Genomic DNA, 16,990 nt, shown 5'->3' with positions numbered 1-16,990 from the left:
TGAAGAGATAATCACCGATGAGCCATACCAACCCGGCTGCCAGCGAAAGCGGCACGCTCTACATTGTTGCTACACCCATTGGGAATTTGGCGGATATGGTACCGCGAGCGGTAGAAACACTACAAACGGTAGCCGTTATTGCGGCGGAAGATACCCGCCACAGCTCGCGTTTGTTATCCCATTTTGATATCCGCACGCCAGCCCAGGCTTACCACGACCACAGCGATGAGCAGCGCACCGCGACCCTGATACAGCGTCTTTTGCAAGGAGACAGCGTAGCATTGATTTCCGATGCCGGAACGCCGTTAATCTCTGACCCTGGCTACAGGCTGGTGCGTGAGGCGCGGTTGCAAGGCATCAACGTTGTGCCGGTGCCTGGCGCCTGCGCGATGGTTGCTGCGCTTTGCGCTTCCGGGTTGCCATCGGATCGTTTTGCCTTTGAAGGCTTTTTACCGGCCAAACCGCTGGCGCGACAAAAAGCGCTGGAGTTGCTGCAGCAGGAACCCCGCACCCTGATTTTTTATGAAGCGCCCCATCGGGTGTTGGAATGCGTACAGGATATCGCCAGCATCATGGGCGCAGACCGCGAAGTGGTAATGGCCCGCGAACTCACCAAAACCTTCGAAACGATAAAAAGTGCACCGGCTGCCGAGCTGGCAGCATGGATTGCCGCCGACAGCAACCAGTCCCGGGGTGAAATCGTATTGCTGGTGCACGGTGCGCCGCATCGCGCCGAGCAGGCGCTGGATGCTGAAGCAGAGCGCACCATGCGCATTTTGCTGGAAGAGTTGCCCGTCAAACAGGCCGCCGCTCTGGCTGCCAAACTGACCGGCGCGCGAAAAAACGTACTGTATCAATGGGCGCTGGATCTGGATAAATAAGCCCGGCGCATCACTAAAAACGTATCGTCCCCTGCAAGGCGACACTCGCCGGGCGCTCGTAAAATGCGTAAAAACCGCTGCCGGTGCCCTGGGTCAGAATATTGGCAACCGGCAAGCCGTTGGCGTAGCGAATAACCCTTTCGCTGGTAAGGTTCTTGCCAATCAGCGCCAGTTCCCAGCGGTCATCGGCTGCGGCCAGCGCGATACGGGCATTCAGCTTGACGTAGGCGCTCTGCACCATGCGTGGGTCCAGTGAGGGCGTGGTGAAATAGCGGTCGCTGTAGATCAGATCAAGCGAATGGCTGAAGCGCCAGCCGTTGTTCAGCTCGCGTTGATAATCGATACCGGCATAACCCTGATACTCCGGCGTGAACTCCTTGCGCAAACCGGTCGCGTCACAGACGCCATCACCGAAGGGCGCGATATTATCGGGCTGGCCAAAATAACATTGTCCGTTGGGGAAATGCCGGTATTCAAAATCCAGCCAGGTTAACGCACCGTGCAGCATCCAGCGCTCGGTTAGCGCATAGCGGGTTTCCAGTTCAACACCTTGTACCACCGCCTCGCCAGCATTGGCGACATTAAAACTCAGGCTGCCATCAAACTGGCTGGTTTGCAGATCGCGAAACTCCGAGCGGAACAGCGCGATATTCATATCAGCTGCACCATCGGCAAAAACAAACTTTCCGCCCCATTCGTAATTTCTGACTTTTTCCTCGCCAAATTCCCAGGTGCCTTCGATATTGGTCAGCGGAGAAGGGCCGTTGTAAACGCCGCCCAGGGCGTTGGGCGCCGCGTTGGAGCGCACATCAAAACCGCCGGATTTATAGCCGGTGGTATAGCTCAGATAGAGTCGATCGGTAGTGTTCAAATCGTGCTGCAAGGTGATCAACGGCGTAAAGCCCGACTCGTTGCGCTTGCCTTTTATCTGGTGCGGGTCAATTTTAAAAATGCTCCACAGGCGGTTGTAGTCATCGGCCACACCGCCTTGCGGTAACGGATGGCCATCCTCGTCCATGTGGTATTGATGGCGGGACGCCGACTTGGATTCCTGCGTATAGCGCGCGCCGATAATGAGTTTGCTGTGCGGCTGAAATTGCCAGGTCGCCTGGCCAAACAGGGCGGCTATGTCGCTTTGCTGATCAAAATTTCGTTGCGTTGATGCACCGGCTAACAGGTGCGCAATGGGCAATGTGCCCATCATTGCTATTGGAATAACGCTATCGACAGGCACCTGCACATCGTCATGAAAATCCAGTGTGCTGTGTTGATAAAAAATGCCGCCGAGATAACTGAACGGCTGATCTTCTGCCGAGGCTATCCGTATTTCCTGGCTGGTCTGCCGGTAGTTTTCGTTGGATACAATATTAAACCCTTGCGCGCCGGTAAAATCACAATCGCACCATTCGTGATAGCGGTAAGCGTTAAAACCGGTGGTGGCACTGAGTAAATATTCGCCGAGCATTTTTTCAATATTCAGGGTGATATTTTCAGTGTCGTTATAGCTGAAATCGCCATTGGATTGCCGCTTGAAATCCTGCCGGGTATCCAGTTGATAATTCCCCTGGGTGAGCGCGCTCAGCACGCTGGCGTACTGCACCGGAGGGCGGCCGACGTGCGGGTTGAGCACCGGCTGTACCACTTCGATATTGCGACCCTCGCTATCAAACCGGCCTTTTTCGGCTTTAAGAAAAATTTGCCAATCGTTCGGTGTCCAGTTGAGCGACAGGCGGTAGAGCTGTTCGATATCGCCGCTTTCATCGCGATCCAGCGTGGTGTTGTGGTAATAACCATCCATGCGGCGATCCAGCGCAGCAAACCGCGCAGAGAGGTTGTCGCTTATCGGGCCGCTCACCACAAAGCGGACATCGGTTTCGCCATGCTCCGGCTCGTGCAGCACCCGCAGCTCGCCCTCGCGGTTTTCGCCGGGTTTGGCGGTTGTTATGCTGATCGCGCCAGCGGTGCTATTTTTTCCGAAGAGAATACTTTGCGGCCCTTTCAATACTTCAACGCGTTCAACGTCCAGCAGTGGTGCACGGGATAACTGGGCGCGGCCAAAATGAATGCCATCTACAAATTGCGCCGCCGATTGCTCAAACCCCTGGTTAACGCCCGAGGCAATACCGCGAATCGCAATATGTGTACCTATGCCGGTCTGTGACATGCTGAGCCCGGGCAGGTAGTCGCTCATCTGTTCAATGCCGGTAAGGTGTCGGCTGTTTAATTGTTCACCGCTGATGGCTTGCAAGGAAACAGGCACCTCGCGTGCCGTTTGTTGCCGCTTCTGGGCGGTTACGTAAACTTCTTCCAGCATCGGGTGTGCCGTGCTGGCCAGCAGCGATGGCGAGAGCGTGGCCAAAAGGGCGAGGTAAAGTGCAGATCGGGCGGTCTTCATGAAAATCTTCCGGGATTTATCCTTGTTATGGTATCGCTGTGTTGCATCCTATACGGATGTTTTCTCCGGGAAAAGACTGTCTGACTTTGTCGTCTGGCGCGGGCGGCTTGCGGGCTGTCGCCGGGGGAAAATTACCTTGCGCTTTGCGATCTGTGCGATTACTGTGCACGCCGGAGTTGGCTAGACAATCGCTCGGGTGTTAACGGGGTAATTCGCTTGCGTATTATCCGGTGCATGCGGGAGGAAAGTCCGGGCTCCATAGGGCAGAGCGCCAGGTAACGCCTGGGAGGTGTGAGCCTACGGAAAGTGCAGCAGAGAGCAGACCGCCTAAGCTTCAGGTGCTTCGGCAAACCGAAGCCGGTAAGGGTGAAAGGGTGCGGTAAGAGCGCACCGCGCAACTGGTAACAGTTTGCGGCATGGTAAACCCCGCTCGGAGCAAGACCAAATAGGAACCCATTGGTGCGGCCCGCATCGGGTTCGGGTAGGTTGCTTGAGGCAAGTGGTGACGCTTGTCCCAGATGAATGATTGTCCACGACAGAACCCGGCTTACCGGCCAACTCCACTTATCCTGATCCCGGGCCCACAAGGCCCGGGATTTTTCGTTCTACAGTTTCATACAATGGCTGACTTGCGTTTTGCTGAAGGTGCGATTAGATTGATTTGGCGCAATCGCAGTGATTTTGCAGTAAAAAATTATTGGCTGCGCGGCCCGCTTTGAGATAGCATTATCGGCGTCTCGCAAAAACTGTGATGCGCTTAACACCTGCTTTTTGGTTATATTTCTTTCCTCTATAAATTTTATCTTTTGGTTCCAAATAATTTCAAACTTAATGTAATACATTAAGTGTTGCGTTTATTTGTTTGAAAGGCGTGAGAATTTCAGTTTTCGGCTGCATCCCCTTCCTTGAAAACCCCTGATTTTATATACAGCAACCTCCCCGCCAAGCCTTTATTCATGCGTATTTTCGCGCCTTTGTTCGCTTGACTTTGCCCTGCCTGGATTTATAGTGTGCAACAGTGGGAAAAAGTGGGTAATAGTGGTTTTTTGTGGAAATTCAGACGGAAAAATAATCAAACGTGTTTACTGGCAGCCATTCCATCAGCATGGACCCGAAAGGTCGCATGGCGATACCGACTCGTATAAGAGATGAGTTGGCGGAAAGCTGTGGTGGGCGTCTGGTTATTACCGCACATACCAGTGACCGTTGTTTGCTGGTTTATCCGGAGCCTGAATGGCTGCGTTTGTTGCCACAAATCGAAGCATTACCCAGTTTCAATAAACAGGCTCAGCGAGTGAAACGCATCACCATCGGTTATGCCACGCAACTCGATATTGATGCCAATGGCCGGGTTCTCGTGCCGGCTACTCTCCGTGATTACGCCCGAATGGAAAAGAAAGTGATGCTGGTCGGGCAGGGGAAAAAACTGGAATTGTGGAGTGAGGATTCCTGGCTCGCCTTACTGGACGAGTCGGCGGATGACGAAATCCCGGCTGAATTACTTGCGCTGACACTCTAGGAGATTCCGGTGAATAACCAACCCCATATCACAGTGCTTCTCGATGAAGCGGTTGATGCATTACTGACAGATCATTCCGGTTTTTACGTTGATGGCACCTTTGGCCGCGGCGGTCACTCCGGGTTGATTTTGCAGCGTTTGCAAGCAGACGGAAAATTGCTGGCGTTTGATAAAGATGTAGCAGCAATTGAAGTAGCGCATCAACGGTTTTCGGACGACTCCCGTTTTGCTATTGCTCATGAATCCTTTGCCGCCTTGCAGCAGGAAATTACCGATCGCGGTTTGCTGGGCAAAGTGCAGGGCGTGTTGCTTGATCTGGGGGTGTCCTCTCCTCAATTGGATGAAGCCGAACGCGGCTTCAGCTTTCAACAGGACGGCCCGCTGGATATGCGCATGGATCAAACCCGTGGTCAAAGCGCCGCCGAATGGATCAACAGCGCCGACGAGGCCGACATCGCCTGGGTATTAAAGGAATACGGCGAAGAGCGTTTTGCCAAGCGTATGGCCAGAGCCGTTTTGGCCGAGCGGCAAAAAAAGCCGTTTGAACGCACCGGGCATTTTGCCTCGGTGATTCGCGAGGCCAACCCGGCCTGGGAAAAAGGAAAGCACCCGGCAACACGCGCGTTTCAGGCTGTTCGTATTCACATTAACAACGAACTGGGCGATCTCGAAGCAGTGCTTGAGCAAGCGGTAAATGTGTTGGCACCGGGTGGGCGTCTGGTGGTGATCAGCTTCCACTCTCTGGAAGACCGTCTGGTGAAGCGCTTTATTCGCCGGCAGGAACAGGGTGATCAGGTGCCCCGTGGTTTGCCGGTTCGGGAAGATCAATTGAACAAACGTTTGCGCAGCTGCGGCAAACCGGTAAAAGCCGGTGATGGAGAAGTTAGCGGTAACGTTCGTTCACGCAGTGCGATTATGCGCATTGCAGAAAAAATCTAAATATTTTGATTCTTCACTTTTTTCGGATTGGTTATGGGCGCACTCTCACGCAAATTCAATACATCGGTAACGCCACTGGCGTTGGCCTGTATTGTTTTTTTGTGGGTGTTGATTGTGGTTTCCGCGCTGGGCGTGGTGGCTTCAACCCATGAAGTGCGCAAGCTGGTGCACACGCTGGAAACCCAGCGCCGCGAAGCATCGGCCTTGCAAATCGAATGGGGCCAATATCTGCTGGAGCAAAGTACCTGGGCGGCTTACAGCCGTGTCGAGGCGATTGCCACCAGTAAACTGAATATGATCCCGGCAACTGCTGATCACATTATTATGGTGACCGGCAATGAATAACCTCAACAGCAATTCATCCCCCCTCAAAGTTGCCCGCTGGCGTTTTTACGCCGTGGCTGTGGTGATGGTGTTGCTGTCACTCACATTGGTCTGGCACCTCGCCAACCTTCAGGTACTGCCTAACGATAAAGGCTATGTGTTTCTGCAGGATCAGGGGCAGTCGCGCACCCTGCGTACCGAATCCATTACTGCCTATCGCGGTGTAATCACCGATCGTAATGGCTCACCGCTGGCGGTGAGCACGCCGGTCATTTCTTTGTGGGCCAATCCGCAGGTGCTGTTACAGGCACCGAACCGCTGGGCTGAACTCGCCCAGGCATTGAATCTGAGCAAGGCTGATCTTGAATCCCGCTTGGGCCGCTTCGGCACCAAAGAATTTATGTATCTGCTGCGTCACGTTCCGCCGCAAACTGCGGAAGGTATTCTGGCTCTCGACATTCCTGGCGTTTACGGCCAAACCGAATACCGTCGTTATTACCCGGCAGGTGACGTAACCGCACATCTGGTTGGCATGACCGACATTGATGACCGTGGTCAGGAAGGCATGGAACTCGCTTACGACGCCTGGTTGTCTGGCGAGAACGGTGCCAAGCAGGTGCTCAAGGATTTGCGAGGGCGCACCGTCAAAGAAGTGCAACTGATCAAATCTGCCCGCTCCGGCCAGAACCTCACACTCAGTATTGATCTTCGCTTGCAATACCTCGCTTATCGCGAGCTGAAACTGGCAGTAGAAGACACCGGCGCTATCGCCGGTTCTCTCGTTATTCTGGATGTGGATACCGGCGAAGTGCTGGCGATGGCCAACTGGCCGTCGTACAACCCTAACGATCGCAGCCACTCCCGTGGTGCCGGTTTGCGCAACCGTGCCATTACCGATAACTACGAACCCGGTTCTACCGTCAAGCCGATTGCGGTGATGGCGGCGCTGGAAACCGGTCGCTTCAAATCGGATGATCTGATCAACACCAGCCCTGGTTATATCCGTGTCGGCACCAAAACCCTGCGCGATCCGATCAATTACGGCGTGATGGACCTTTCCAAGGTTATTGCCAAATCCAGCCAGGTGGGCATGACCAAGCTGGCACTGGAGCTGGAGCCGGACATCATTCGTAACATGTATGCGCGCCTCGGGCTTGGCCAGGCCATCGGCACCGGCTTTCCAGGTGAAACCGCTGGCATGCTGCCTTCTTTTAAAAGATGGCGTCCTATCCAGCGGGCTACCTTGTCTTTCGGCTACGGTATGAATGTTTCCGTATTGCAAATGGCGCAGGCTTACGGCGTTATCGCCAGTGGTGGTTACAAGCGTCCGGTTTCCCTGTTGCGGGTAGATCAGGTGCAGGAAGCCGAACAAGTCGTCAGCACCGACCTGACCAACGAAATTACCGACATGCTCAAACGTGTGGCCAGTACCGAAGGTACCGGTAGTCGCGCCCGTGCGGTGTCTTATTCTGTTGCCGGTAAAACCGGCACGGTGCGCAAAGTAGGCCCGCAGGGCTACGATGAAAATCGTTACATGGCCTCTTTTGCCGGTATGGCGCCTGCTGAAGATCCACGGATTGTTGCCGTGGTTGTTATTGATGAACCCAAGCGCGAAAAATATGCTGGCGGCCTCGCCGCTGCTCCGGTTTTTTCCAAAGTGACTGAAGGCGCCTTGCGTATGTTGCAGGTTCCGCCCAGAAAAAACGAAGAAACTGTCAAGCCGGAGAATATGGTTTCCAAGCCTGCCAAGGGGAAACCGGTATCATGATGACTGCTGAAAAATTACTGCTGGTTCAATCACTGAACTCCCTGTTGCCCGACGTCGATTTGCAAAAGGCAGCGGGGATTGTGGTTAAAGGACTGTCACTCGACAGCCGTACCATTACCCATGATGATCTTTTTATTGCGGTTGCCGGTGCTGCCAGCGATGGCCGCCAATACATTCATCAGGCTATAGAACGCGGCGCTGCTGCGGTGCTGGTAGACGCCGATGAACAGTGGCAGGGCATTCGCTGGCTCAATAATGTTCCGGTAATTGCGCTGGACAATTTACCGCAACAAATAAGCGCGATTGCGGCCCGTTTTTATCAGACGCCTTCTGCCTTGCTTCGTGTTATTGGCATTACCGGTACCAACGGTAAAACCACCTGCAGCTTGCTGCTGGCACAACTCTTCGCCCTGCTCGATAAGCAGGCCGGGGTAATCGGAACTATCGGTTTTGGTGTGCTCAATAGTCAAACGCTGGCGCCGCTCGCGCAACAGCTGAATGCTTTGCAGGCCACCGGCTTTACGACGCCGGATGCCGTCAGTACACAGCGTATTCTGGCTCAGTTGGCGGCAGATATGCCGGCAGCCCGTGTTGCCATGGAAGTTTCTTCCCACAGCCTGGTGTTGGGGCGTGTTGCTGCGGTGGAATTCTCCGGCGCGGTATTTACCAACCTCACCCGCGATCATCTGGATTTTCATGGTGACATGGCCAGTTATGGCAAAGCCAAAGAACAATTGTTGTTCGCGCCAAAACTCGGTTATGCGCTGGTCAATTCAGATGACGACTGGGCGAAAACACTGGGCGATATCGCCCCCGCCTCCGTCAAGCTTTACCGCTATTCGATCAGTGATGGCAGCGCCGATATTTATATAAAAGATGTTGCCTGCAGCACCTCGGGTGTCAGTGGTCAGGTGGTTACGCCCTGGGGCGAAGGGCGGTTGGAGTGCGCGCTGATTGGCCGTTTCAATTTGAGCAATGTGCTGTCGGTCATCGGTGTGGCCTGTTGCGAAGGTATTGCGCTGGCACAAGTGCTGAGTGCGCTGCCGCTGCTGGTTGCTGCGCCTGGTCGTATGCAAGTGGTCGCGCTGGAACAGCAACATCAGCCGATCTCTGTCATTGTTGATTACGCCCACACGCCGGACGCCCTGGAAAATACCTTGCAGGCATTGCGCGAGCACAGCGCTGCAAAAATCTGGACGGTGTTTGGTTGCGGTGGTAACCGCGATAAAAACAAACGCCCGATGATGGGGCGTATCGCCGAGCGCTTGAGCGATTATGTCATTGTCACCAACGACAACCCGCGCAGCGAAGAGCCATCAGCCATTGCCGCGGAAATTTTGCGCGGTATGCACAACGCACATGCTTGCCTGGTAATTGCCGACCGTGCGCAAGCGATTGACCTTGCTGTGCAGCAAGCCCGTGAGGGCGACATTGTTTTGATCGCCGGTAAAGGTCACGAGGATTATCAGATTTTTGCGGATCAAACTCTGCCATTCAGCGATGTAAAACAGGCGCGCCTGTCGTTGCAGCGCCGTCTTGCCCGTCTTGATGCCGCAGCCAATGGAGAATCTGCATGATTACTCCATTACTTTTATCCGAATTGATTTCACAACTGCCTGCATCACTGGTGGCACGTCTGGTGGGTGGCGATGCGCTCGCTGACCAATTTTCCACAGATACCCGCACCTTGAGTGAAGGGCAAATTTTTGTTGCTTTGCGCGGTGAGCGGTTTGATGGTCACGATCATTTAACGACCGCTATTGAGCAAGGTGCGGTGGCGGTGGTGGTAGATCATGAAACAGCTGCGCTGGCGGTACCGCAATTTATTGTTAACGACACCTTGTTGGCTCTGGGCGCTATTGCCGCGCTGAACCGCCAGGCATTTTCCGGCCCGGTGATTGGTATTACCGGCAGCAGCGGAAAAACCTCCGTGCGGGCAATGATTGCTCAAATTCTCGCGCAGGCCGGCTCGGTACTGGCGACTCAGGGCAACCTGAATAATCACATCGGTGTGCCGCTGACCTTGTTGCGTTTGCAGGCAGATCATCAGTATGCCGTTATCGAAATGGGTACCAGTGGCGCCGGTGAAATTGCGTATTTGTGTGAACTCGCAAAGCCGACGCTAACGTTTATCAACAATGTTATGCCCGCGCATATTCAGGGTTTTGGTTCGCTGGACGGTGTTGCCACCTCCAAAGGTGAAATTTATCAGGGGCTCGCCACCGATGGCGTAGCGCTGATCAATCTTGATGAGCCTTACGCGCAGCAGTGGATTAATAGTTTGCAGGGGCAGAAATTTCTGACCTTTGCCTTGGAAAACACCGAAGCCGATGCTTATGCACGCAATGTGCAATTGTTCGCCAACTATTCCCGCTTTGAGTTGTGTTTGCAGCAGCAGGTCATTGCCATCCAGTTGAATCTGCCGGGTCTTCATCATGTTCGCAATGCCATTGTAGCGGCGCTGGCAGCAGTAACTGTCGGTGCGGATATCGCGTTAATTGCGTCCGGGCTAGCTGCTTTTACACCGGTTGCTGGCCGTATGGTGATGCGAAAAGGCATTCAGGGTTGCACCGTTATTGATGACAGCTACAACGCCAACCCCGGTTCGGTAAAAGCCGCTATTGATGCGCTGGCATTGCAACCGGGTAAGCGCGTTCTGGTGCTGGGCGATATGGGCGAGCTGGGTTCCGAGGCAGAGCGACTGCATGCGGAAGTGGGTGAGCATGCGCTCAAGCAGCAGATTGATTATGTTTTTTCCCAGGGCGACGTCAGCCGGTTTACCAGCCTGGCCGCTGGCGCACACGGGAAGCATTACCCGAATCAACAACAATTGATTCACGACCTGAAAGCGTTTGCCGATGAGCAAACGGTATTTTTAATCAAAGGCTCTCGCAGTGCGCGCACCGATATTATCGCCGCTGCTCTGAGTTCCAACCCTGAAGCCTGTGGAGAGCTGCACTGATGTTGTATTGGCTGGCCGATTATTTACAGGAACATATGCGCAGTTTGGCGGTGTTCCAATACCTGAGCTTGCGAGCCATCCTCGGTGTGCTGACCGCGCTGGGCATATCCCTGTTAATGGGACCCTGGGTTATTCGTCGTTTGAATGAAATGCGTATTGGCCAATCCATCCGCACCGATGGTCCGCAATCGCATCTGAGTAAATCCGGCACACCAACCATGGGCGGTGCGTTGATCCTGTCAGCCATTTTTATCAGCACACTGTTATGGGCTGATTTAAGCAACCGCTATGTGTGGGTGGTGATGGTGGTAACGGCGGTATTCGGTGCAGTTGGCTGGGTGGATGATTACCGCAAGGTCGCCAAGCGTGACAGCCGCGGCTTGCCGGCGCGCTGGAAATACTTCTGGCAGTCCATCGCCGGTATCGGTGCGGCAACCTTTTTGTTTATGACCGCCTCCAGTGCGGTTGAAACACAATTGTTTATTCCGTTCTTCAAAAATGTTGCGATTGATCTCGGCATTTTTTACATCGTATTTACCTACTTCGTGATTGTCGGCACCAGCAACGCGGTGAATCTTACCGACGGCCTCGACGGCCTGGCCATTATGCCAACGGTGATGGTGGCGGCGGCGCTGGGTTTGATCGCGTACCTCTGTGGCAACGTGAAATTCGCCCAGTACTTACAAATTGCTTATGTCGCCGGTGCCGGTGAACTGGTGGTTTTTTGTTGTGCACTGATCGGTGCCGGGCTGGGCTTTCTCTGGTTCAACACCTATCCCGCGCAAGTATTTATGGGCGACGTTGGCGCGCTGGCGCTGGGCGCGGCGCTGGGGGTGATTGCCGTGATTATTCGTCACGAAATCGTGCTCTTCATTATGGGCGGTATTTTTGTGATGGAAACCATTTCGGTCATCTTGCAGGTGGCGTCCTTCAAGCTGACCGGTCGACGTATTTTCCGAATGGCGCCCATTCATCATCACTTTGAACTGAAAGGTTGGCCGGAGCCGCGGGTGATTGTGCGTTTCTGGATTATTACTGTGGTGCTGGTGCTGATCGGCCTGGCAACCCTGAAGCTGCGTTAATAAATTGATTGCAGCAGCATAACTGACAACTGTCTTTATACGATTTTGAAAAAACAAGGATCAAACACGTGGCTCAACTGATTGCGACCAGCAAATTGAAAGCGATTATCGGCACCGGTATTACCGGCTTGTCGGTGGCGCGCTTTCTGGCGCGTCAGCAGCAGCCATTTATTTTCCTCGACACGCGTGACAATCCGCCCAACCTGGACGCAATTCGCCAGGAATTTCCGCAGGTTGCTATCGAAACCGGTGCGTTGAATAAAGAAACCTTGTTGCTGGCGGATGAAATTATTGTCAGCCCGGGTTTATCCATTGCCGACCCGGCTATTCAAGCTGCGGTCGCGGCCGGTATTCCGGTGGTGGGTGATATTGAACTGTTTTTGCGCGATGCCCGCGCGCCGGTCATTGCCATCACCGGTTCCAATGCCAAAAGTACCGTGACTACGCTGGTCGGTGAGATGGCAAAAACCGCCGGTATTCGCGTTGCGGTAGGCGGCAATCTCGGTACCCCGGCGCTGGAATTGCTGGATGACGCGGTTGAGCTTTACGTTATGGAGTTATCCAGCTTTCAGTTGGAAACCGTGACCAAAGTGAATGCCAAAGTTGCCACCATTCTTAATATCAGCGAAGACCATCTTGATCGCTATGCGGATATGCGTGCTTACCACGCTGCCAAACTGAAAGTTTACTGGGGCGCTGAAACGGTTGTTTATAACCGCAAGGATATTCTGACCCAGCCACCGTTGGCTCGCGATGCGCGTCCGATCACTTTTGGTGGTCCGGCTGAGTTTCATCATTTCGGCGTGCTCAACCAAAACAACGAATCCTGGTTGGCCTGGCAATTTCAGGCGCTGTTACCGGTTTCCGCATTGAAACTGGCGGGCGGCCACAACGTGGATAACGCCCTGGCTGCACTGGCGTTGGGTCAAGCTGCCGGCATTCCGATGGATGCCATGCTGAAAACCCTGAAAACCTTCAAAGGTTTGCCGCATCGTTGCGAGTGGGTGGCCACTAAAAACGACATTGATTTTTACAACGATTCCAAAGGCACCAACGTGGGTGCCACTGTTGCCGCATTGAAAGGTCTGGCGCGTTCACCTGCCTCACTGGTATTGATAGCCGGTGGCGATGGCAAAGGTGCAGCGTTTAATGATCTGGTGCCGGCCGTGCGCGATACGGTAAGTCATGCGGTATTGATTGGCCGCGACGCAAAAAAAATGGCGGACACGCTGCAAGGCAAGGTTGCTATCGCGTTCGCAACCGACATGCAGGATGCGGTGCAACAGGCATTCGCCCTGGCAAGCCCCGGTGATGCAGTGCTCTTGTCGCCAGCTTGCGCCAGTCTCGACATGTTCCGTAACTACGCTGACCGTGGACAACAATTTTGCAATGCGGTGGAGGCGCTGACGTCATGATGCGCTCACCCAATGCCATGCCACTGGCCGGTTCCCGCGTTGATGGCGCGATGATCGCGCTGTGGGTTGCCTTGATGACCATTGGTCTGATCATGGTCGCCTCGGCATCCATTGCTTTTGCTGCGCTCAATTATGACGACGCCTGGTATTTTGCCCGTCGCCATGGCATTTATTTGATGATGGGCATGATGGTAGCGCTGTTTGTTATGTGCTTGCCAATGAGCGTCTGGCAGCGCTACAGCGGTTACCTGTTGTTGTTTACATTATTGCTGCTGGTGATTGTATTGATCCCCGGTATTGGCAAGCGGGTTAATGGTAGCCAGCGTTGGTTGAGCCTCGGTTTTATTTCCATTCAGGTATCGGAAATTGCCAAAGTCTGTGCGGTGATATTTTTCGCCAGCTTTTTCGCGCGCCGCTATCAGGAGTTGCATTTCGGTTGGCAGGGCTTTCTCAAGCCGTTGTTGATTGTAGGTTTGTTTGTTGTGCTGTTGTTGCTCGAGCCGGACTTTGGTAGCTCGGTGGTTTTGTGCGGCACCGTATTTGCCATGATGTTTATCGCCGGGGTACGGCTGTGGCATTTCCTGTTGTTGATCGCCATCGGTGTTATGTCGCTGGCGGCGGTGGCTGTTTTTTCCCCCTACCGTATGCAACGGTTGATTACCTTTCTTGATCCCTGGGCGGATCAATTCAATTCCGGTTACCAGCTCACCCAGTCGCTGATTGGTTTTGGCCGTGGTGAATGGGTAGGTTTGGGGCTGGGCAACAGCTTGCAAAAATTATTCTTCCTGCCGGAAGCCCATACCGATTTTATCTTCGCCATTATTGCTGAAGAATTCGGGCTGGTGGGTGCGGTGGTTACGCTGGCGTTATTCGCGGCCCTGATCTGGAGAATTTTTCTGCTGTCGCGGCAGAATCTGGCCATGGGGCGGGTGTTTCCGGCACTGGCTACGTTTGGTATTGCCATTCTTTTTTCCATCCAGGTTTTCATTAATGCCGGTGTCGCTTCCGGATTATTGCCAACCAAAGGTTTGACCTTGCCGTTCATCAGTTACGGCGGCAGTAGTTTGTTGATCAACTGTTTATTGATGGGCTTTGTGGTGCGCGCCCGGTGGGAATTGCATACCCGGGTTTCACCATTGCCCGAAACTGCAGCGCGTATTCAGCGCCGGGTAATTCCTGTTCAGGAGGTGCCGGCATGAGTGCGCCTTCAGTGAGCAAAGTTCTGGTGATGGCCGGTGGTACCGGCGGGCATGTTTTTCCTGCGCTGGCGGTGGCCAGAGAATTACGTGAGCAGGGTGCCGATGTTATCTGGCTTGGCACGGCACGCGGCATTGAATCCCGCGTAGTGCCTGAAGCGGGTATTCCGTTATTTTTTCTACGCGTTGAAGGTGTGCGTGGGCGCGGTATCAAAGGCTTGTTAAAAGCTCCCTTTTTGATCATCGGTGCGATTGCGGAAGCGCTGCGCCTGATCAAAAAAGAAAAACCGGATGTCGTTATCGGTTTTGGCGGCTTTGCTTCCGGCCCGGGTGGCATCGCTGCGCGGTTGGCCGGCAAGCCGTTGCTGATTCACGAACAAAATGCCGTACCGGGAACGACCAATCGTTTGTTGGCGCCATTGGCGCGTCGGGTACTGACTGCGTTTCCGGTTAGCTTGCGCAACTCGATTACGGTGGGTAATCCGGTGCGTAGTGATATTGCTGCGTTGCCAGCACCGGCGATACGTTATCTGGCTCGCAACAACGAAAAACAGCCCTTGAAATTATTGATTCTCGGTGGCAGCCTGGGCGCCCTGGCAATTAATGAATTAATACCTCAGGCAATCGCTTTGCTGGATGAAGCGCAGCGCCCCGACGTGTGGCATCAGGCGGGCGAAAAGCATTGGCAAGCTACCGGTCAGCGTTACCAGGATGTCGGTGTTACGGCGAAAGTAGATGCCTTTATTGGCGATATGTCGCAAGCCTATGGCTGGGCCGATTTGATTATTTGCCGTGCTGGTGCCCTGACGGTTTCGGAAGTCATGGCCGCCGGTGTCGCGGCTATTTTTATTCCGTTGCCGACAGCGATTGATGATCACCAAACTTTTAATGCAAACGTGCTGGTTGAGGCGGGCGCAGCGCGCTCCTTTCCTCAACGGGCATTAACCGCAGCTGATCTGGCTGCGTTACTAACCAACGAATTATCTGAACGTGAGTTGTTGTTGACGATGGCAGAAAAGGCACGGCAGTTAGCCCGTCCTGATGCAGCAGCTGAAGTTTCCGCATGCTGTCTGGAGGTGGCTAATGGATAAAACACTGGAACATTACGAAGTGCCGGAAATGCGCCGTATTCGCCGTATTCATTTTATTGGTATTGGCGGCGCGGGTATGAGCGGTATTGCCGAAGTGTTGTTGAACCAAGGCTATGAAATCTCCGGTTCCGACATTCGTGCGAGCAACGTTACCGAGCGTTTGGCGAGCAAGGGCGCTCGTATTTTTATCGGTCATGCGGATACCAACGTAATTGGCACCGATGTGGTTGTAAACTCCAGTGCGGTGCGCGAAGACAATCCGGAAATGATTGGTGCGCGTGAGCGCCGTATTCCTATCGTGCGTCGTGCAGAAATGCTCGGTGAATTGATGCGCTATCGCCATGGTATTGCGGTAGCCGGCACCCATGGTAAAACCACCACCACCAGTTTGATGGCCTCGGTACTTGCCGCTGCAAAACAGGACCCGACCTTTATCATCGGTGGCCTGGTGAACAGCACCGGCAGCAATGCCAAACTCGGTGACAGTCGTTACCTGGTGGCCGAAGCTGATGAAAGCGATGCGTCCTTTCTGCACTTGCAGCCGATGGTTACTGTGGTTACCAATATTGATGCTGACCACATGGAAACCTACGGCGGCGATTTTTCAAAGCTGAAAAAAACTTTTCTCGACTTTATTCACAACCTGCCATTTTACGGTTTGGCGGTGTTGTGCCGTGATGATGCCGTGGTGCGTGACATCATCCCTTCGGTTTCCCGACCGATTCTCACCTACGGTTTTGATGAAGAAAGTGATTTCCGGGCGATTAACATCCGCCAGGACAAACTGCAATCCGAATTTGACGTGGTACGCCCGGGCAATGACAAGCCATTGTCGATCCGCCTGAATATTCCTGGCATTCACAATGTGCTTAACGCAACTGCGGTGATTGCTGTGGCAACCGACGAAGGCCTGAGCGATGCGGCTATTCAGGAAGGGCTTGAACAATTCCAGGGTGTTGGTCGTCGCTTTCAGGTGTATGGCGAATTCCCGATTGATAACGGCACGGCGATGTTGGTGGACGATTATGGCCATCACCCGCGTGAAGTTGCCGCCGTTATTAAAGCGGTGCGCGACGGTTGGCCGGATCGCCGTCTGGTGATGGTGTATCAGCCGCATCGTTTTACCCGCACCCGTGACCTCTATGAAGATTTTGTTGAAGTGTTAACCACCGTGGATGCGCTGGTGATGCTGGAAGTCTACAGCGCCGGTGAAGATCCTATTCCCGGAGCAGACAGCCGCCACCTGTGCCGCAGCATTCGCGCACGCGGTGTTATAGAACCGGTTTTTGTTGAAACTATCGAGGGTGTTCCGGCCATCATTCGTGATCTGGTCAAGGCCGGTGACATTGTTATTACCCAGGGCGCAGGCAACGTAGGGGCTTTGTCTCCCGAGTTGTCGCGCCGTGAATTGCGTTGAG

The 16,990-nt window shown here is 53.9% G+C and carries 13 protein-coding genes and 1 other RNA gene; 13 read left to right on the top strand and 1 reads right to left on the bottom strand.

Features of this window, described 5'->3' with window-relative positions:
• Nucleotides 1-17 precede the first annotated feature (17 nt).
• Entirely contained in the window at nucleotides 18-881 is an 864-nt protein-coding gene (gene rsmI / locus C4F51_RS14415; RefSeq protein WP_193910974.1) for a 16S rRNA (cytidine(1402)-2'-O)-methyltransferase, read from the top strand.
• A 13-nt stretch (nucleotides 882-894) separates the two neighbouring features.
• Here the strand turns inward: rsmI and C4F51_RS14410 are convergent, their stop codons facing one another.
• Nucleotides 895-3,276: a TonB-dependent receptor gene (locus C4F51_RS14410; RefSeq protein ID WP_193910972.1), complete on the bottom strand. Its 2,382-nt coding sequence runs from the start codon at nucleotides 3,274-3,276 to the stop codon at nucleotides 895-897.
• 172 nt (nucleotides 3,277-3,448) lie between these two features.
• Here C4F51_RS14410 and rnpB point away from each other — a divergent pair.
• From rnpB to murC, 12 genes are all read left to right on the top strand, one after another.
• Nucleotides 3,449-3,842: RNase P RNA component class A (gene rnpB, locus C4F51_RS14405), an RNA gene on the top strand.
• A 512-nt stretch (nucleotides 3,843-4,354) separates the two neighbouring features.
• Nucleotides 4,355-4,795 carry a division/cell wall cluster transcriptional repressor MraZ gene (mraZ, locus tag C4F51_RS14400; protein WP_193910970.1) on the top strand — a complete coding sequence of 147 codons (441 nt, stop codon included), beginning with the start codon at nucleotides 4,355-4,357 and terminating at the stop codon, nucleotides 4,793-4,795.
• A gap of 9 nt (nucleotides 4,796-4,804) precedes the next feature.
• Entirely contained in the window at nucleotides 4,805-5,734 is a 930-nt protein-coding gene (gene rsmH, locus C4F51_RS14395) for a 16S rRNA (cytosine(1402)-N(4))-methyltransferase RsmH (protein ID WP_193910968.1), read from the top strand.
• A 33-nt stretch (nucleotides 5,735-5,767) separates the two neighbouring features.
• Nucleotides 5,768-6,079 carry a cell division protein FtsL gene (gene ftsL / locus C4F51_RS14390; RefSeq protein ID WP_193910966.1) on the top strand — a complete coding sequence of 104 codons (312 nt, stop codon included), beginning with the start codon at nucleotides 5,768-5,770 and terminating at the stop codon, nucleotides 6,077-6,079.
• Nucleotides 6,072-7,826 (top strand): peptidoglycan D,D-transpeptidase FtsI family protein, encoded by a 1,755-nt coding sequence (locus tag C4F51_RS14385; RefSeq protein WP_193910964.1) that lies wholly within the window; start codon nucleotides 6,072-6,074, stop codon nucleotides 7,824-7,826. The genes ftsL and C4F51_RS14385 overlap by 8 nt, the downstream gene beginning before the upstream one ends.
• Complete coding sequence (locus C4F51_RS14380) at nucleotides 7,823-9,403, top strand: UDP-N-acetylmuramoyl-L-alanyl-D-glutamate--2,6-diaminopimelate ligase (protein ID WP_193910962.1); 1,581 nt, start codon at nucleotides 7,823-7,825, stop codon at nucleotides 9,401-9,403. Before C4F51_RS14385 ends, C4F51_RS14380 begins: the two co-directional genes overlap by 4 nt.
• A complete protein-coding gene (locus C4F51_RS14375; RefSeq protein ID WP_193910960.1) occupies nucleotides 9,400-10,788 on the top strand; it encodes a UDP-N-acetylmuramoyl-tripeptide--D-alanyl-D-alanine ligase in 1,389 nt (462 codons plus the stop codon). The genes C4F51_RS14380 and C4F51_RS14375 overlap by 4 nt, the downstream gene beginning before the upstream one ends.
• Nucleotides 10,788-11,870 carry a phospho-N-acetylmuramoyl-pentapeptide-transferase gene (gene mraY / locus C4F51_RS14370; protein ID WP_193910958.1) on the top strand — a complete coding sequence of 361 codons (1,083 nt, stop codon included), beginning with the start codon at nucleotides 10,788-10,790 and terminating at the stop codon, nucleotides 11,868-11,870. Before C4F51_RS14375 ends, mraY begins: the two co-directional genes overlap by 1 nt.
• Nucleotides 11,871-11,938: 68 nt before the next feature.
• Nucleotides 11,939-13,285 (top strand): UDP-N-acetylmuramoyl-L-alanine--D-glutamate ligase, encoded by a 1,347-nt coding sequence (gene murD / locus C4F51_RS14365; RefSeq protein ID WP_193910956.1) that lies wholly within the window; start codon nucleotides 11,939-11,941, stop codon nucleotides 13,283-13,285.
• Nucleotides 13,285-14,484: a putative lipid II flippase FtsW gene (ftsW, locus tag C4F51_RS14360; RefSeq protein WP_407926934.1), complete on the top strand. Its 1,200-nt coding sequence runs from the start codon at nucleotides 13,285-13,287 to the stop codon at nucleotides 14,482-14,484. The genes murD and ftsW overlap by 1 nt, the downstream gene beginning before the upstream one ends.
• Nucleotides 14,481-15,572 carry an undecaprenyldiphospho-muramoylpentapeptide beta-N-acetylglucosaminyltransferase gene (gene murG / locus C4F51_RS14355; protein WP_193910954.1) on the top strand — a complete coding sequence of 364 codons (1,092 nt, stop codon included), beginning with the start codon at nucleotides 14,481-14,483 and terminating at the stop codon, nucleotides 15,570-15,572. Before ftsW ends, murG begins: the two co-directional genes overlap by 4 nt.
• Nucleotides 15,565-16,989: a UDP-N-acetylmuramate--L-alanine ligase gene (gene murC / locus C4F51_RS14350; RefSeq protein WP_193910952.1), complete on the top strand. Its 1,425-nt coding sequence runs from the start codon at nucleotides 15,565-15,567 to the stop codon at nucleotides 16,987-16,989. The genes murG and murC overlap by 8 nt, the downstream gene beginning before the upstream one ends.
• The last annotated feature ends 1 nt before the right edge of the window (nucleotide 16,990 follow it).

It is taken from the genome of Cellvibrio polysaccharolyticus, from assembly GCF_015182315.1.
Classification (GTDB): Bacteria; Pseudomonadota; Gammaproteobacteria; order Pseudomonadales; family Cellvibrionaceae; genus Cellvibrio; species Cellvibrio polysaccharolyticus.
Note: the sequence above shows the minus strand (reverse complement) of the source record. Positions and strands in the feature narration are given on the sequence as shown.